This window comes from Streptomyces sp. NPDC059166 (genome assembly GCF_042755185.1).
Classification (GTDB): domain Bacteria; phylum Actinomycetota; class Actinomycetes; order Streptomycetales; family Streptomycetaceae; genus Streptomyces.
Genome location: NZ_JBHZCI010000028.1, coordinates 41,078 through 56,507 on the forward strand (window position 1 = coordinate 41,078; position 15,430 = coordinate 56,507).

The following is a 15,430-nucleotide window of genomic DNA, read 5'->3' on the forward strand; positions in this document are numbered from 1 at the left end:
CATGAGACGGACCCGCATCATCGGCATCGGAGCCGGGCTCGCCGTCGTGGCCGTGGCCGTCGGCTCCGGAGTGGCGGCCATGGACCAGGAGGGCACCACCACGATCACCGCCTACTTCGACCGGGTGACCGGTGTGTACCCCGGATCGGACCTGCGGGTGCTCGGGGTGCGGGTGGGCACCGTCGAGTCGGTGGAACCGAAGGGCGAGCAGGTCCGTGTCACCCTGCGCCTCGACGAGGGCGTCGACGTCCCCGCCGACGCGCACGCCGCCGTCGTCGCTCCCAGCCTCGTCGCCGACCGGTACGTGCAGCTCGCCCCCGCCTACACCGGGGGAGTCCGGCTGGAGGACGGCGCCGTACTGCCCGCGGCGGACAACGCCACCCCCGTCGAGGTGGACCAGCTCTACGAGTCCATCACGGAACTCTCCACCGCACTGGGTCCCGACGGGGCCAACGCCGACGGTGCCCTCTCCGAACTCCTGGAGACCGGGTCCAGGAACCTCAAGGGCAACGGAAAGGCGATCGGGGAGTCCGTCGAACAGTTCGGCAAGGCGACGAAGACGCTCGACAAGAGCAGCGAGAACCTCTTCGGCACGCTGTCCTACCTGCAGACCTTCACCACCATGCTGAAGGAGAAGGACGGTGACGTACGGGCCGCGGAGCAGCAGCTGAACTCCGTCACCGGCTTCCTCGCCGACGACAAGGAGAACCTCAGCGCCGCCCTGAGGGAACTGGGCACCGCGCTCGGTCAGGTCAAGACCTTCATCCGGAAGAACCGCGGTTCGCTCAAGAAGAACGTGGACCTCCTGGTGCCGCTCACCCAGACCCTGGTCGACCAGCGGGCCTCGCTCGCCGAGTCGCTCGACACGCTCCCGCTCGCGGCGGGCAACGTGCTCAACGCCTACGACCCGGCGAACCGGACCCTCGACGGGCGTACGAACCTCAACGAACTGTCCATGGGCGGACCCGTCCTCGACCCCGGGGCGCCCGCCGGCCTGGGCGGGTTGGCCCCGGTGGACGCCACCCGGCGGAAGACGCTGCCCGTCCTGCCGCTGCCCGCCGTCGGCACCGTCTACGGCACCCCCGCGGACGCCCCGGGGAAGACCGGCCGTGAGAAGGAGGCGGACCGATGAGCCCCGCCCTGAGCACCACCGGCACCCGCGTGGTCACGAGCCTCGGCGCCCTGGCCGCCGCCGGCTTCTGCCTCGCGGTCGTCGCCACGGCCACCGGCCTGCCGTCGATGCCCGACATCGACCGGATCCCGCTGCCCGGCGGCGCCGACCTCGGTGACCACCCGTACGAGATCACCGCCGAGTTCGCGGACGTCCTCAGCCTCGCGCCCCAGTCGTCCGTCAAGGTCAACGACGTCGCCGTGGGCCGGGTCACCAAGATCTCCCTCACCCCCGGCAGCTGGACCGCCAGGGTGACGATGCGGGTCAACGGGAAGGTCAGGATGCCGGCCAACGCCTACGCCCACCTCGAACAGTCCAGCCTCCTCGGCGAGAAGTACGTCCAGCTCTCACCGCCCGCCGACGGCACCGCGCAGGGCTCGCTCTCCGACGGCGACCGCATCCCGCTCGTCCGCACCAACCGCAACCCCGAGGTCGAGGAGGTCTTCGGCGCGCTGTCCATGCTCCTCAACGGCGGCGGCGTCGCCCAGCTGAAGACCATCACCACCGAGCTCGACAAGGCACTGGCGGGACGGGAACCCCAGATCCGCTCGATGCTGAGCCGGGTCGACACGCTGGTCACCGACCTGGACACCCACAAGGAGGACATCACCGACGCGCTCGACGGCGTCAACCGCCTCGCCGCCACCCTCGCCACCCGGAAGCAGGACGTGGGAACCGTGCTCACCGGACTCAGCCCCGGCCTGAAGGTCCTGGAGAAGCAGCGCGGATCACTGCTCACCATGCTGCGCTCGCTCGACACGCTCTCCACCGTCGCCGTCGACACGGTCAACAGGAGCAAGGCCGACATGATCGCCGACCTCAAGGCGCTCGCCCCCACCCTCACCGCACTCGCCGACTCCGGGAAGGACCTGCCCGACTCCCTGCAGGTGCTGCTCACCTATCCGTTCACCGACGAGGTGCTCCGCGGGGTGAAGGGCGACTACCTCAACGTCTACCTGGACGTGACCGCCGTGCCCGGTACGCAGATCATCCCCGCACTCACCCCGGAGACCTCCGGGGCGGCCGGCACCCGGAGGTCCGGCTCGGCGCTGCCCCTGCCGCTTCCCCCGGTCACCGCGTCCGGCACGGAGGGCACCCGCTGATGATCACCCCCGCCACCCGGCTCAAGAACATCGCCTTCCTGGTCGTCGCGGTGCTCGTGCTCGGCTACCTGGGCATCCGGTACGCCGACCTCGGCCACTACGTCGGACTGCGCGGCTACTACACCGTCAAGGTGCAACTACCGCAGACCGGCGGTCTGTTCACCCATTCCGACGTCACCTACCGCGGTGTCTCCGTCGGTCGCGTCGGTCCGATCGAGCTCACCGACGACGGCGTCGAGGCCGAACTGCGCATCGAGAACGACGCACCCCCCATCCCCGACAGCCTGCACGCCGTCGTCGCCGGCCTCTCCGCCGTCGGTGAGCAGTACGTCGACCTGCGGCCCACCCGCGACGACGGCCCGTTCCTCGGGAACGGCTCCGTCATCGACCAGGCAGACACGACCATCCCCGCACCCGTCACCGACGTCCTCACCAGCGTCAACGACCTCACCGCCTCCGTCGACACCGAGGCCCTGCGCACCGTCGTCGAGGAGTTCGGCGCGGCGTTCGAGGGGCGTGGCGACGACCTCCAGGTCCTGCTCGACACCGGAGCCGAGTTCGTGGAGGCCGCCGACGAGGCCCTGCCCACCACGACCAGGCTGATGGCGGACGGCGAGACGGTCCTGCGCACCCAGGCCGAACAGGGCCGGGCGCTCAAGGGGTTCGCGTCCGGGGCCGAGCGGCTGGCCGCCGAACTCAAGGGATCCGACACCGACCTGCGGCGGCTGATCGCTGCCGCTCCCGCGGCGACCGCCCAGATCAGCGGGCTCCTGCGGGACGTCGAACCGGGCTTCGGAGTCGTCGTCGCCAACCTCCTCACCACCTCCGAGATCGCCGTCACCCGCCAACGCGGCCTGGAGGAGCTCCTGGTGAAGGTACCCGCGGTCGCGGCCGCCGGAGCGAGCATCATCGACGAGGACGGCAGGGCCCGCTTCGGAATGGCCGTCACCTTCTTCGAGCCGCTGCCCTGCACCGAGGGATACGGCGCGACCACCTACCGGCCCGGCAAGGATCTCTCGGCCGCCCCGGCCGTCAACACCGGGGCGCGCTGCGCCTCCCCGCCCGGCAGCGGGATCAACGTCCGCGGCAGCGCCAACGCCCCCGGGGGCGGCGGTGTGCCGGAACCGGCCGAGCCCGGGGCGCTGCTCACCGGAGGCAAGGCCGCCGTACCGGGCGCGAGCGGGGCGGACGCCCGCCGTACCCCCGACGGCATGGCCGGTCTGCTGGGCCTGGGAGGCGGCGAGTGAACGCCCGCACCAGGAGGTTCGGCGGCTGGACCGCCCTCCTCGCGGCGGCGCTGGTCTGCGCGTTCGGCATCCTGTCCTACGCGCAGGCCCGTACCGACGAAGGACTGTCGTACGCCGGTGCGCGCGACGCCGCGATCGCCGACGGGAGGAGCCACCTCGCCCGGTTGAACAGCATGGACGGCCGGAGCGCCACCACCGTCGGAAAGGGCCTCGACGCATGGCTGTCCGTGTCCACCGGCCCGCTGCACGACCGGCTGGAGCGGACGCGCGAGAAGGACGCGGCGGAACTCACCGGATCCGGTGCGACCGCGCGCGGCAAGGTCACCGACGCCGCCCTCACGGCACTCGACGATCGGGCGGGCACGGCGGCGCTGATCGCCACCGTGGACGTCGCGGTCACCCCGCGCACCGGCAAGGGCGGAACCGAGCGCAAGCGCTTCGAGGCGACGCTCGCCCGGACCGGGGACGGCTGGAAGGTCAAGGCACTGGACGCGATACCGGTCGGGAGCGGCGGATGAGGCGGACCGGAGGCACCACGATCGAGGACGTGCCCCCGGACGCGGGGACCGAGGAGGCGGAAGGGGGTTCGGGAGCTGGGCCCGGCACCGGCCGCGGTGCGGCGCGGCGGCGCGGCGCGGCGGCGTTACTGGCCGTGGCCATGCTCGCCACCGGCGCCGTACTCCTCGTCCAGGCACGGCAGTTGCGTGACACCCCCGCCACCTCGAACCGCGCGCTCACCGACACCGCGGAGACCGCTCGTGTCGCCGGCGACGTGAGCAGCGCCCTGAGCAAGGTCTTCTCCTACGGTCCACGGTCCACCGCCGCCACCAAGGAATCGGCGAAGCGGCTGCTCGGGGGCGAAGCGCTCCGGCAGTACGCCGCCCTCTACGGCCAGGTCGAGAAGCAGTCGGCCGACCAGAAGCTCACGCTCACCTCGCAGGCGGTACGCGCCGGGGTCACCCGGCTCGACGACCGCGGCGCCCATCTCCTCGTCTTCCTCGACCAGGTGTACGAGCGCGAGGGAAAGGTCCCCACCACCGCGGGGGCGCAGCTCTCGGTGACGGCGGAGCTGCGCGGCGGCCGCTGGATCATCGTCGACATCACCTCCAGGTAAGGGGAGAGGCACCGATGGCACGGGTACGGACGACGGGGAATCCGCTGGTGGCGGCGGCGATCGCGCTGACGGTCGTGGCGGCGGGTGCGGCGGGATGGAGCGGGTGGTCGTGGTACGACGCGGCCCACGACGACGCGGCTGCCTTCGCGCAGGCCCGCGACGAGGCGCTGGCCGCGGGAGAGCAGGCCGTACAGAACATGAACACCCTCGACCACGCGCGGGTCGAGGAGGGACTCGACAGCTGGGAGGACTCCACCACCGGAGACCTGCACAGGCAACTCGTCGACGGCCGGGCCGCGTTCGTGAAGCAGATCGAATCCGCCAGGACCGTCAGCACGGCGAAGATCCTCTCCGGCGCCGTGACGGAGCTCGACGACAGGGCGGGCAGGGCGGGGGTGATGGTGGCGCTCAGGGTCACCGTGACGGCGCCCGAGGGCAAGCCCACGGCGAAGGAGAGCCGGATGCTGGGGCAGCTCACCCGGACCTCCGAGGGATGGAAGCTCAGCGCCCTCGGACAGGCGCCCGTCGGCAACACCGCCGGCTGACCCCGAACTCCCGCCCGAAAGGACCACCGACATGTCGACCACCCGCCACCTCGTCAACCGCCGGCGCCGGCTCGCCGCCGCGCCCCCGGCCACCCCGCGGGCGGTCACGGCCCGGGAACCGGTGGCAGACGAGCGGACCACCAAGGACGCTCTGCCGCCGGATCCCGCGGCCGGTCCCGCGGCCGCCGAGTCCCCCCGGCCCCCGCGCGAGGGGGACGCCGCGGAGCAGGAAGGCCCGGTCCGGGGCGGAGGACTCCGAGGCCGGCTGCCGCACCTGCGGATCCCTCTCCCCGCCGTGCTCTGCGCGGCCACCGTCCTCCTCGGCGCCTTCGCCGCGTGGTCGTTCGCCTCCGCCACCGAACTGCGTGACGATCCCACCCGGCAGAACACCGCCCTGACCGACATCGGCCGGACCAGCGAGGTCAAGGGTCAGGTCACCGAGGCGGTGGAAGCGGTCTTCTCCTACACCTACGCCTCGCCCGGGAAGTCGGACCTGGCTGTCGGCAGATATCTGACCGGCAAGGCCGTCCGGCAGCACCAGGACATGCTCGCCGAGGTCAGGGCACAGGCGCCGCAACAGAAGCTCGTGCTCACCACCACCGTCACCGAGAGCGGTGTCGAACTCATCGAGGGCGACCGGGCACGCGTGCTGGTCTTCGCGGACCAGAGCAACACCCGCACCGGCAAGAAGGAGGAGACGACGTACGCGGCGGCCATGTTCGCCGTGGACGCCGTTCGCCGCGGCGACACCTGGCGGATCGCGGCCATCGATACGTTCGCGCGATGACCGAGGAGAGGCAGGACACATGAGGTTCAACGGGAAAACGCGCCGCGGGCTCACCGGGACGGCCACCGCGGTCGCGGCGATGGCCGCGCTCACCGCGTCCCAGGGCCCCGGGATCCCGGGAGTGGTCGCGGACGACCCGAAGAACGTGGCCTCCGAGGACGTCGTGTGGACCGAGGTACCCAACGACGACAGCTATCACACCGAGCTGCCGCCCCTGGAGTCCCCACAGCCCCCGCGCAGGGCGGCCCGGGGGAGCGGACCGGGTCCGGCGGTGGCGCAGTCGTGGGCCGAGGCCGGAATCCCCACCACCGTCCTGGCCGCCTACCGCAGGGCCGAGGGCTCCCTCGGCCGCAGCGACCCCGGCTGCCGCCTCCCCTGGCAGTTACTCGCGGCCATCGGGAAGGTCGAGTCCGGCCACGCGAGCGGGGGACGGGTCGACGCATCCGGGACCACGCTCTCCCCCATCCTGGGACCGGTCCTCGACGGTGCGGGCTTCGCGAACATCCCCGACACCGACGGCGGGGTGTACGACGGCGACACCACGTACGACCGTGCCGTGGGCCCCATGCAGTTCATCCCGTCGACCTGGGCACGCTGGGGCCGGGACGGCAACGGCGACGGGCGCAGCGACCCGGACAACATCGCGGACGCCGCCCTCGCCGCCGGCCACTACCTCTGCGCGGGCACCCGCGACCTGTCGGTGAAGGCGGACCTGGACAGGGCGGTCCTCAGCTACAACCACTCGGACACCTATCTGCGTACGGTCCTCTCCTGGCTTGAGTTCTACCGGAAGGGCGTCCATCCGGTGGCCGACGGCAAGGGCGTGATCCCCAGGAGCCCGGGCGCGGGAGGCCCGCACGCGCCGAAGACCCCGGTGGGCGGGCCCGGCAGCCCCGGCGTTCCGGGCCAGGGCGGCGGCCTGGTCGTCGGCCCGCAGCCCACCGGCACACCCCGGCCCTCCACCTCACCCGCCACGCCGTCCCCGACCACCACCCCTGATCCCGGGGAGAGCCCCGACCCCACCGGCCCGGGGCCGAGCCCCGAACCCACCGACGACGTCACGCCCGACCCGACTGCCACTTCCGACCCCACCACACCCGATCCGACGGAGTCGCCCGACCCGACCGCCACTCCCGATCCGGAACCCAGCACCTCGGACCCGGCCTGTCCCACTCCGTCGCAGGAGCCCGACCCGGCCGCCACCACGGGCGAAGTCGCCTCCGACGGCCCGTGTCCCCTCCCGACCCCCTCCGCGTGACGGATCAGCCGGTGCCCAGCACCTCGGACAGGTCGTACCGCACCACTTCCTCCAGCTGCGCGTAGGTGCAGCCGTCAGGGGTGCGGTCCGGCCGCCACCTGCGGAACTGGGTCGTGTGGCGGAAACGGTCACCCTCCATGTGGTCGTACGCCACCTCGCACACCCGCTCGGGAGCGAGCGCCACCCACGACAGGTCCTTCTTGCCGGACCAGCGGCTCGGCGCTCCGGGCAGCCGGGCACCCTCGTGTGCCGTCGCGTCCGCCCAGGCGGCCCAGGGGTGACCGGCGGGGTCGGTACGCAGCGGATCCAGCTCCTCCACCAGTTCGGCGCGACGCTTCATGGGGAAGGCCGCGCAGACCCCTACGTGCTGCAGCGAGCCCTCGCCGTCGTACAGCCCGAGGAGCAGCGAACCGACGACCGGGCCGCTCTTGTGGAAGCGGTAGCCGGCCACCACGCAGTCCGCGGTCCGCTCGTGCTTGATCTTGTACATGGCCCGCGTGTCCGGCCGGTAGGGCAGATCGAGCGGCTTGGCGACCACCCCGTCGAGCCCCGCGCCCTCGTACCGCTCGAACCAGTCCCGCGCGAGGGCCGCGTCGGTGGTCGCGGGGGCCAGGTGCACGGGCGCCGAGGCAGCGGCCAGGGCACCCTCCAGGATCCGGCGCCGCTCGGTCTGCGCGGCGTCGAGCAGGGAGGTGCCGTCCAGCGCGAGTACGTCGAAGGCGACGAGACTCGCCGGGGTCCGCTCGGCGAGCATCCGCACCCGGGAGTCCGCCGGATGGATGCGCTGGCTCAGCCGGTCGAAGTCGAGCCGGCCCTCGTGCGGGAGGACGATCTCACCGTCGATCACGCACCGGGACGGCAGATTCTCCAGGACGGCGGTGACCACCTCGGGGAAGTACCTGGTGAGCGGCTTGCCGGTCCGGCTGCCGATCACCACCTCGTCACCGTCCCGGTGCACGATCGCCCGGAAGCCGTCCCACTTCGCCTCGTACTGCATGCCCGGCGGAATCCGCTTCACGGACTTGGTGAGCATCGGCTTCACGGGAGGCATCACCGGCAGGTCCATGGCCCGATTCTCACCCACCGCACGGACCGCCGCTTCCGATATGCGGCATATGTGGGCCCAGCCTACGGTGTCGGACATGGCAGCAGGAACAGCGGTGGAGCTGGACGCGGACGGACGGGCCGTACGTCTGTCCAACCCGGGCAAGGTGTACTTCCCGGAGAAGGGCTACACCAAGAAGGACGTGGCCGACTACTTCCAGGCCGTCGGGCCCGGGATCCTGCGGGCACTGCGCGAGCGGCCCACCACCCTTCAGCGCTTCGTGGACGGCGTCGAGGGCGACTTCTTCTACCAGAAGCGGGCCCCCAAGAACCTTCCCGACTGGACTCCCACCGCGCGGATCGAGTTCCCCAGCGGCCGCCACGCCGACGAGATGTGCCCCACCGAGATCGGCGCCGTCCTGTGGGCCGCCAACCTGGGCACCCTGACCTTCCACCCCTGGCCGGTACGCAGAGCGGACACCGACCACCCCGACGAACTGCGCATCGACCTCGACCCGCAGCCGGGCACCGACTACGCCGACGCGGTCCGCGCAGCCCACGAGCTGCGCGCGGTGCTGGACGACAACGGACTGCGGGGCTGGCCCAAGACCTCGGGCGGCCGCGGAATCCACGTCTTCGTGCCGATCGCTCCGGAGTGGACGTTCACCCAGGTCAGACGGTGCGCCATCGCGGTGGGACGGGAGCTGGAGCGCCGGATGCCGGACCGGGTCACCACCGCCTGGTGGAAGGAGGAGCGCGGCGAGAGGATCTTCGTCGACTACAACCAGACCGCCCGCGACCGCACCATCGCCTCCGCCTACTCGGTACGTCCGTTCCCGCACGCCCCGGTCTCCGCCCCGCTGCGCTGGGAGGAGATCGACGACGCCGAGCCCCGCGACTTCGACCTGCGGACGATGCCCGTGCGGTACGCCGAGGTGGGCGACCTGCACGCCGACATGGACGACCATGCCTTCCGGCTCGACCAACTGCTCGAACTCGCGCGCAGGGACGAGCACGAGCACAAGCTGGGCGACCTGCCCTACCCGCCGGAGTACCCCAAGATGCCGGGCGAGCCCAAGCGCGTCCAGCCCAGCCGTGCCCGGCACGACGACGGCGATCCGGCGTGACTCCGGGGGCCGGCGGCGAGCACGGGGCACACGGAAGGCCGCCGACCCGGAGGGAGTCGTGGGAGGCCTTCAAGAAGTCGCCGTACCTTCCCGCGGTCGTCCTGGTCCTGATCGTCTCCGCGGCGGCCGGCCTCTTCGCCGGCTCGTACACCTACGCCATGGCCGACCCGACCCCGCACAGGATCCCGGCCGCGGTGGTCGAAGGACCCAGGACCTCCCAGGCCGCCCCCTTCGTCAAAGGCATGGAAGGGGCGCTCGGCGCGTCGCTCGAACTCCACCGGTACCCGGACGGCGCGGCCGCCCGGGAAGCCCTGGAGGAACAGCGGGTCTTCGTGATCCTGCGGAGCGCGGGGGAGGGCGTGGCCATGCAGGTCGCCGGAGCCTCCGGAGCCTCCGTCGCCCAACTTCTCGCCGAGACAGGGGTGAAGGTGGCGCGTGCCCTGGACATCCCCCTCGCCGTCAAGGACGTCAAACCCCTCGGGAAGGGGGACCCGCGAGGCCTCGCGCTCTTCTACATCTCGCTCGCCGCCGTCATCATGGGCTTCCTCGGGGCGATCCAGCTCAGCGTGCACGCCCGCGCCCTGCTCCCGCTGGAACGGATCCTCTTCACCGTCGCGTACGCCCTGCTCGGCGGCTTCGCCATCGCGGCCGTCGTGGACTGGGGGCTCGGGGCGCTGGACCTGCCCTTCGCGCAGTCGTGGATGATCCTCGCGTTCACCATGTTCACCTCGGGCATGGTCTTCACGATGTTCAACACCCTGATGGGCCGCTGGGCGATGATCCCCACCTGGGGCGTCATGGTGCTGCTCGGCAACCCGTCCTCGGGCGGCGCGGTGTCCTGGCCGCTGCTGCCCTCGCTCCTCGGACACATCGGGCGCTGGCTGCCTCCCGGTGCCTCGGTCAACGCCCAGCACACCGCGGTCTACTACCAGGGCCATCAGTACGTGTTCCCGTACCTCGTGCTGGCGGCCTGGGCGCTGGTGTCCTGCACGGTCTTCTGGGTGTGGCGCCACCGGCACCCCGGAGGCCGCGACCGCGTGCCCGAGCACGCGGCCACGGCCTCATAGGGTTGTTCGTCCGGACCCTGCCGGGCTCACGGGGGCCGGCATGATCCGGACGAAGGCCCCCGGGCGGAGCCGGACCCTACAGCTCCTTGATGCGGATGTCCCGGTAGGAGATCACGTCCGTGGTGCTGTGGACCTGGAGTCCGATGTACCCGGAGGCGTACCGCCGGCCGTCCGTACCGGGGTCGTCGTCCCGCGGGGGCTCGAACAGCTGGCCACCGGTGTTGTCGAACTCGTTGAGCAGGACACCGTTGCGGTAGATCTCGTAGTGCTGGTCCACCACCCGGATCTCGTAGTCGTTCCAGGTGCCCTTCGGGGTGACCCCGGCGCCGCCCAGGCCGACCCGGTCGAAGCCGTACACGGAACCGGTCTTGTACATGTCGCCGTCGGGCCGGTCGTTGACCTGGATCTCATGGCCGTACTTGATGGCGACCCACTCCGGGCTGGACTCCTCCGGGTGGTCGTGGACGCCGGGGAAGCGGACGAAGACCCCGCCGTTGGCGTTGCCCGTCCCCGGGGCGTCGTCCCGCCACTGGAGCTTGAGCGAGAAGTCCCCGTACTGCCGGGCCGGGAACCACAGCATTCCCATGCCGTCCACGGTGGTGGAGCTGGTGATCGACCCCTCCTCCGCGTTCAGCCCGAACGCGCCCCCGCCGACCTGTTCCCACCTGGCCAGCGACGCGGCGGTTCCGTCGAAGAGCTTGCGGTAGCCCTCGTCCTGACCGGGCGTCCCGATGCCCGACTGCTTGGCGGCCCGGTAGATCTTCCTGTGCTCCCGGGTGTCGATGACCCCGTCGGAGAGCAGCTTGTCCAGGACCTTGTCGACGTGCTTGAGGAACAGGGCGTGCGAGGACCAGTCCTTCTCGTCCTCGATCAGTTCGTTGATGGTGCAGCGGTTGCCGGTGAGGCGGTTGGGAACACCCGTGTCGACCGTGCCCACGATGACGGTGCGCCGCTCGTCGTACTCCGGGCAGTTCGGCGCCGGGACGCCGCCGCTCTCGGCGACGGTGAACGAGGACTGCTTCGCCTCCGAGGTGTTGCCCGCCTTGTCCGTCGCCCGGTGGGCGAAGGTGTGACGGCCGACGCGGTCGACGATGACCGGGGTGGTGTACGCGAGGTACGGGCCGCCGTCGAGGGAGTACTCGGCCTTCTCCACGCCCGAGTCCGCGTCCGTCGCGGTCACCTCGGCCTTCGCGCTGGTGATGAAGGCACCGTCGGAGTTCTTGTCCCCGGTGACCACGACCGACGTCTCCGGCGGTGTGGTGTCCTGCGCCTGGGGCTCGGCCACCGTGAAGCCGACGGACTTCTCGGCGGCGGCGTTGCCCGCCTTGTCGGTGGCGCGGTAGCGGACGGTGTGCTCTCCCACCTCGTGCACCATCACCGGGGCGGTGTACGCCTGCCAGGCGCCGTCCGGCCCGATCGCGTACTCGATGGTGTTGACGCCGGATCCGGTGTCGGAGGCGGTCACGGTGACCGTGGCCATGCCCAGGTACGCGCCGGCGTCGTCCTTCTCGCCCGACACGGTCGCCGATGTCTCGGGCGCCGTCGTGTCGTCCGTGTCCGGCGCGGCCACCGTGAAGTCGACGGACTTCTCGGCAGCGGCGTTGCCCGCCTTGTCGGTGGCGCGGTAGCGGACGGTGTGCTCTCCCACCTGGTCCACCACGACCGGCGCGGTGTAGGGCTGCCATTCACCGTCGGCACCGAGCGCGTACTCGACGGTGCCGACACCCGAACCCTCGTCGGTGGCCGCCACGGTGACGGTCGCCTGGCCGACGTACGCGCCGTCGGCGTTCTTGTCGCCGTCCACCGTCGCCGACGTCTCCGGAGCGGTGGTGTCCTCGCCGCCGCCTCCGTCCTCGGTGACCGTCAGGACGCCCTGCATCGAGCCGTGGCCGGGAATCGTGCAGTGGTAGAAGTACCGGCCGGGCGTGAGCGTGACCTCGACGCTGTGCTTGCCGCCTTCGCTGTCACTCGGATTGGCCAGGATGTTCACCGCGACATCGCTGTTGAACTCCGGGTCGGACACGCTGAAGGTCAGGGTGTGCGGCATGCCCGAGGTGTTGCCGGTGGCGGCGCTGTTCTCGAACACGATGGTCGCCGCGCCGGCCACAGCCGTCTTCGGCGCCGTCAGGTAGTGGTCGATGGGATCGCCCGCGGTCCAGTTGAGGACCTGGTCGGCGGCTGCCGCGGTGCGGCCCGCCTCGCGGCCGTACGCCGCGGTCGAGGTCAGTCCGAGGACCATCAGGAACGAACCGAGCAGGGCGAGCCACCACCGGGCGGGCCCGTGCCGTCCTCGGGTGAGGGGGGAGGGACGTCTCACTGCGCTGCCGCCTTCCTGGCCAGGTCCGCGGCTGCCGGGGTCGGCCCGCCGCCCTTGTAGGTCACGCGCCACAGCGCGGACTTGGAGTCGGAGGTGAAGAAGCCGCGTCCGTAGTCCAGGACGTAGAGCGAACCGTCCGGGGCGAACTTCCAGTCCATGAGGTTGCGGATGCCGTCGGCGCCGACCGGGATGATCTTCTTCAGCGACTCGGCGTGGGTGGGCAGGCCGCCCTTGCCGACCGTCCTCGGATCCGTCAGCACTGCGTGACGGGGCTGGGTGTCGTCGTAGAAGTCCCCGACGAACCACTTCCCGTCCCAGTACGCCGGCCACTTGGCCTCGCTCGTGCTCGCCGCGTCGTAGCGGTAGACCGGGCCGTTCATCGTGGCCTGGCCGCCGCCCTTCAGCCAGGGCAGGAGCTCCTTCTGGTCCTTCACCTCGTAGCTCGGGATGCCGTCGGCGTCACGCGGGTAGTCGACGCCGCCGCCCTGGGGGGAGTACCAGATGGTGTTCGACGTGACCGGCGGAAGCTTCACCAGACCGTCGTTGTTGGGCGACTCGTTGCGGGGGGCGTCGCAGTCGTACCAGCCGAGAGGCTTCGACGGGTCGGGCAGGTTGCGGTCCCGGTAGGGCTGCTTGTTGCCCATGCAGTAGGGCCAGCCGTGGTTTCCGGCCTTGGTGATCGCCGCGAAGGTGTCGTACTTCGCGGGACCCCAGGTCGTGCTGGGCTCACCGGCGTCGGGGCCGACCCAGCCCGCGTAGAGGGTGTCCGTCGACTTGTCGACCGAGATGCGCGCGGGGTTGCGCACCCCCATCACATAGATCTCGCCGCGGGTCTTCCCGCCGCCCTCGTCCGGCTCCTTGCCGGTGAAGAGGTTGCCCTCCGGCAGGGTGTACGTGCCGTCGTCCTCCGGGTGGATCCTGAGGATCTTGCCGTTGAGGTTGTTGGTGTTGCCCGCGGTACGCCGGGCATCGGCGAAGGAGACGCCCTTGTAGTTCGGCTCCGGGTTGTTGCCCGAGTAACCGTCGCTGAATCCGGAGGAGTTGTTGTCACCCGTCGCGATGTACAGGTTCTCCTTCGAGTCCCACGCCATGCCGCCGCCCGCGTGGCAGCAGCTGTGGATCTGGACCGGCCAGCTCAGCAGGACCTTCTCGGACGCCATGTCCAGCTTGTTCGTGGACCGGTCGAACGTGAAGCGGGAGACCTGCCGCACCGCCATCTGCTTGTCGCGGTCGATCTTCGCGTGCGGTGTGTAGTGCAGGTACACCCAGCCGTTGGTGGCGAAGTCCGGGTCCAGCTCGATGCCGAGGAGGCCCTCCTCCACCTTGACCAGCTCGTCGCCGCCGCCCTTGTTGCCGAAGACGCTGAGCTCCCCGGCCAGGGTGACCTTCTTGGTGGCCGGGTCGTAGACGTGGATCTCGCCCTCGCCCTTGCCGACGTCCGGGTCCTTCCAGTCGGTCACCACCGGGACACTGCTGTCCGCGCCGCCGCGGCCGATGTAGAAGACCCGTCCGTCCTTCGCGGTGACCAGCCCGTGGGGTTCGCCGATCTGGTCGTTCTGCCCGGGCTGGTTGGGCTGGGTGAGGCGTTCGGCCGTGTAGTTGGAGTCGATCGTGGCCTTGCAGTCCGCCTGCGAGATCCGGCTCGTCCAGGCCAGCGCTCCGCGCAGGTGGTCCCGGAAGTCCGTCTCCGCGAAGCTCTCGGCCGTCCCGCCCATCGCGGTGTAGAAGGAGCGTCCGCCGTCGTAGTCACGGCACCAGGAGACCGGGTGGTCCCAGCCGTTGGCGCTCTCGCCGGGGGAGTAGGTGATCTCGCGGACCCTGGCGACGGTGTGCACGTCGCCGGACGGGTTGTCCTTCCAGTTCAGCCACTTGTCCGGCCGCTTCCACTCCAGCGGGAGGTTCTTCGTCGCGGGGTGGAGGCGGTCGCCGACCTCCACCGTGGCGCGCTGCACCGAGGTGGGGCTTCCCGAGGCCGGCCGGGCGCCTACCAGGCCGGTGAACCAGTCCGAGTACGGTTCGGTGCGCGCCGCGTCGTGGATGCCGAGAAAGCCGCCCCCGGCCTCCATGTAGGCCTCCAGGCCCGCCTCCTGCTCCGGGTCGAGGACATCGCCGCCGCCGGTCAGGAAGACCACCGCGTTGTACTTGCCGAGCTGCCTGCCCTTGGTGAAGACACTCGCGTCGTCGGTGGCCACCGTCTTGAACCGGCCGGCGGCGGGGCCGCTCAGCCCGATCTTCTCGATGGCGGCGATGCCCGCGTCCACGGTCGGCGGCTCCTCGCCCGCCGAAGCGTGGAACACCAGCACCTTGACGTCGGCCCCACCGGGAGGTGAGGGCAGGGACAACGTTGTCGCCACCCGCTCCTTCAGCCCGGGATCCGGATGAGGGCTCGCCGTGGCAGCCTTGCCCGCGAGCAGGGAGGCGGTCAGACTCCCGACCGCCATGGCCGCCGCGATCCCGCGGCGCGATCTGGACCTGTGATGTGGTGTGCGCTGCATGTGGTCACCCACCCCTCTGGGTCACTTCCGTCACTTCTCCGGTCACTTCTCGTGTCATCGCACCTCTGTGGTCACTGCGACAGCGCATGAAGCTAGACCTCTTTTCGCGACCCGCCAATAGGTATGGCAGCAATCGAACGAACTTTGTCCTGAGT

Annotated in this window: 13 protein-coding genes; 10 read left to right on the forward strand and 3 right to left on the reverse strand. The window is 71.0% G+C overall.

What is annotated here, in order from left to right; genetic code table 11:
* Nucleotide 1: 1 nt before the first annotated feature.
* Genes ACFXOA_RS21355 through ACFXOA_RS21390 form a run of 8 tightly spaced genes read left to right on the forward strand, consistent with a single transcriptional unit; the run spans nt 2 to nt 7,225 of the window.
* On the forward strand, nt 2-1,132 hold the full coding sequence (locus ACFXOA_RS21355; RefSeq protein WP_385030661.1) for an MCE family protein: 1,131 nt from the start codon (nt 2-4) through the stop codon (nt 1,130-1,132).
* On the forward strand, nt 1,129-2,274 hold the full coding sequence (locus ACFXOA_RS21360) for an MCE family protein (RefSeq protein WP_385030664.1): 1,146 nt from the start codon (nt 1,129-1,131) through the stop codon (nt 2,272-2,274). Before ACFXOA_RS21355 ends, ACFXOA_RS21360 begins: the two co-directional genes overlap by 4 nt.
* Nucleotides 2,274-3,521: an MCE family protein gene (locus tag ACFXOA_RS21365; RefSeq protein WP_385030667.1), complete on the forward strand. Its 1,248-nt coding sequence runs from the start codon at nt 2,274-2,276 to the stop codon at nt 3,519-3,521. Before ACFXOA_RS21360 ends, ACFXOA_RS21365 begins: the two co-directional genes overlap by 1 nt.
* Nucleotides 3,518-4,039: a hypothetical protein gene (locus ACFXOA_RS21370; protein ID WP_385030670.1), complete on the forward strand. Its 522-nt coding sequence runs from the start codon at nt 3,518-3,520 to the stop codon at nt 4,037-4,039. The genes ACFXOA_RS21365 and ACFXOA_RS21370 overlap by 4 nt, the downstream gene beginning before the upstream one ends.
* Entirely contained in the window at nt 4,036-4,635 is a 600-nt protein-coding gene (locus tag ACFXOA_RS21375; protein ID WP_385030673.1) for a hypothetical protein, read from the forward strand. The genes ACFXOA_RS21370 and ACFXOA_RS21375 overlap by 4 nt, the downstream gene beginning before the upstream one ends.
* 14 nt (nt 4,636-4,649) lie before the next feature.
* Nucleotides 4,650-5,180 carry a nuclear transport factor 2 family protein gene (locus ACFXOA_RS21380; RefSeq protein WP_385030676.1) on the forward strand — a complete coding sequence of 177 codons (531 nt, stop codon included), beginning with the start codon at nt 4,650-4,652 and terminating at the stop codon, nt 5,178-5,180.
* 31 nt (nt 5,181-5,211) lie between these two features.
* The gene (locus ACFXOA_RS21385) at nt 5,212-5,967 is read left to right on the forward strand and encodes a hypothetical protein (protein WP_385030679.1); all 756 of its coding nucleotides are present in this window, start codon (nt 5,212-5,214) and stop codon (nt 5,965-5,967) included.
* A gap of 19 nt (nt 5,968-5,986) precedes the next feature.
* Nucleotides 5,987-7,225, forward strand: coding sequence for a lytic murein transglycosylase (locus ACFXOA_RS21390; RefSeq protein ID WP_385030682.1), 1,239 nt, complete (start codon nt 5,987-5,989; stop codon nt 7,223-7,225).
* 4 nt (nt 7,226-7,229) lie between these two features.
* On the opposite strand, the gene ACFXOA_RS21395 is transcribed toward ACFXOA_RS21390, so the two are convergent.
* The gene (locus ACFXOA_RS21395; protein ID WP_385030685.1) at nt 7,230-8,291 is read right to left on the reverse strand and encodes an ATP-dependent DNA ligase; all 1,062 of its coding nucleotides are present in this window, start codon (nt 8,289-8,291) and stop codon (nt 7,230-7,232) included.
* A 94-nt stretch (nt 8,292-8,385) separates the two neighbouring features.
* Between ACFXOA_RS21395 and ligD the strand changes: the two genes are divergently transcribed.
* Together ligD and ACFXOA_RS21405 are read left to right on the forward strand one after the other, a co-directional pair.
* Nucleotides 8,386-9,396 carry a non-homologous end-joining DNA ligase gene (gene ligD / locus ACFXOA_RS21400; RefSeq protein ID WP_385030824.1) on the forward strand — a complete coding sequence of 337 codons (1,011 nt, stop codon included), beginning with the start codon at nt 8,386-8,388 and terminating at the stop codon, nt 9,394-9,396.
* Nucleotides 9,393-10,463 (forward strand): ABC transporter permease, encoded by a 1,071-nt coding sequence (locus tag ACFXOA_RS21405; RefSeq protein WP_385030688.1) that lies wholly within the window; start codon nt 9,393-9,395, stop codon nt 10,461-10,463. Before ligD ends, ACFXOA_RS21405 begins: the two co-directional genes overlap by 4 nt.
* A 76-nt stretch (nt 10,464-10,539) precedes the next feature.
* On the opposite strand, the gene ACFXOA_RS21410 is transcribed toward ACFXOA_RS21405, so the two are convergent.
* Entirely contained in the window at nt 10,540-12,780 is a 2,241-nt protein-coding gene (locus tag ACFXOA_RS21410; RefSeq protein WP_385030691.1) for an OmpL47-type beta-barrel domain-containing protein, read from the reverse strand.
* Nucleotides 12,777-15,221, reverse strand: a complete 2,445-nt coding sequence (locus tag ACFXOA_RS21415) for a ThuA domain-containing protein (protein ID WP_385030694.1) — start codon at nt 15,219-15,221, stop codon at nt 12,777-12,779. Before ACFXOA_RS21415 ends, ACFXOA_RS21410 begins: the two co-directional genes overlap by 4 nt.
* Nucleotides 15,222-15,430 lie beyond the last annotated feature (209 nt).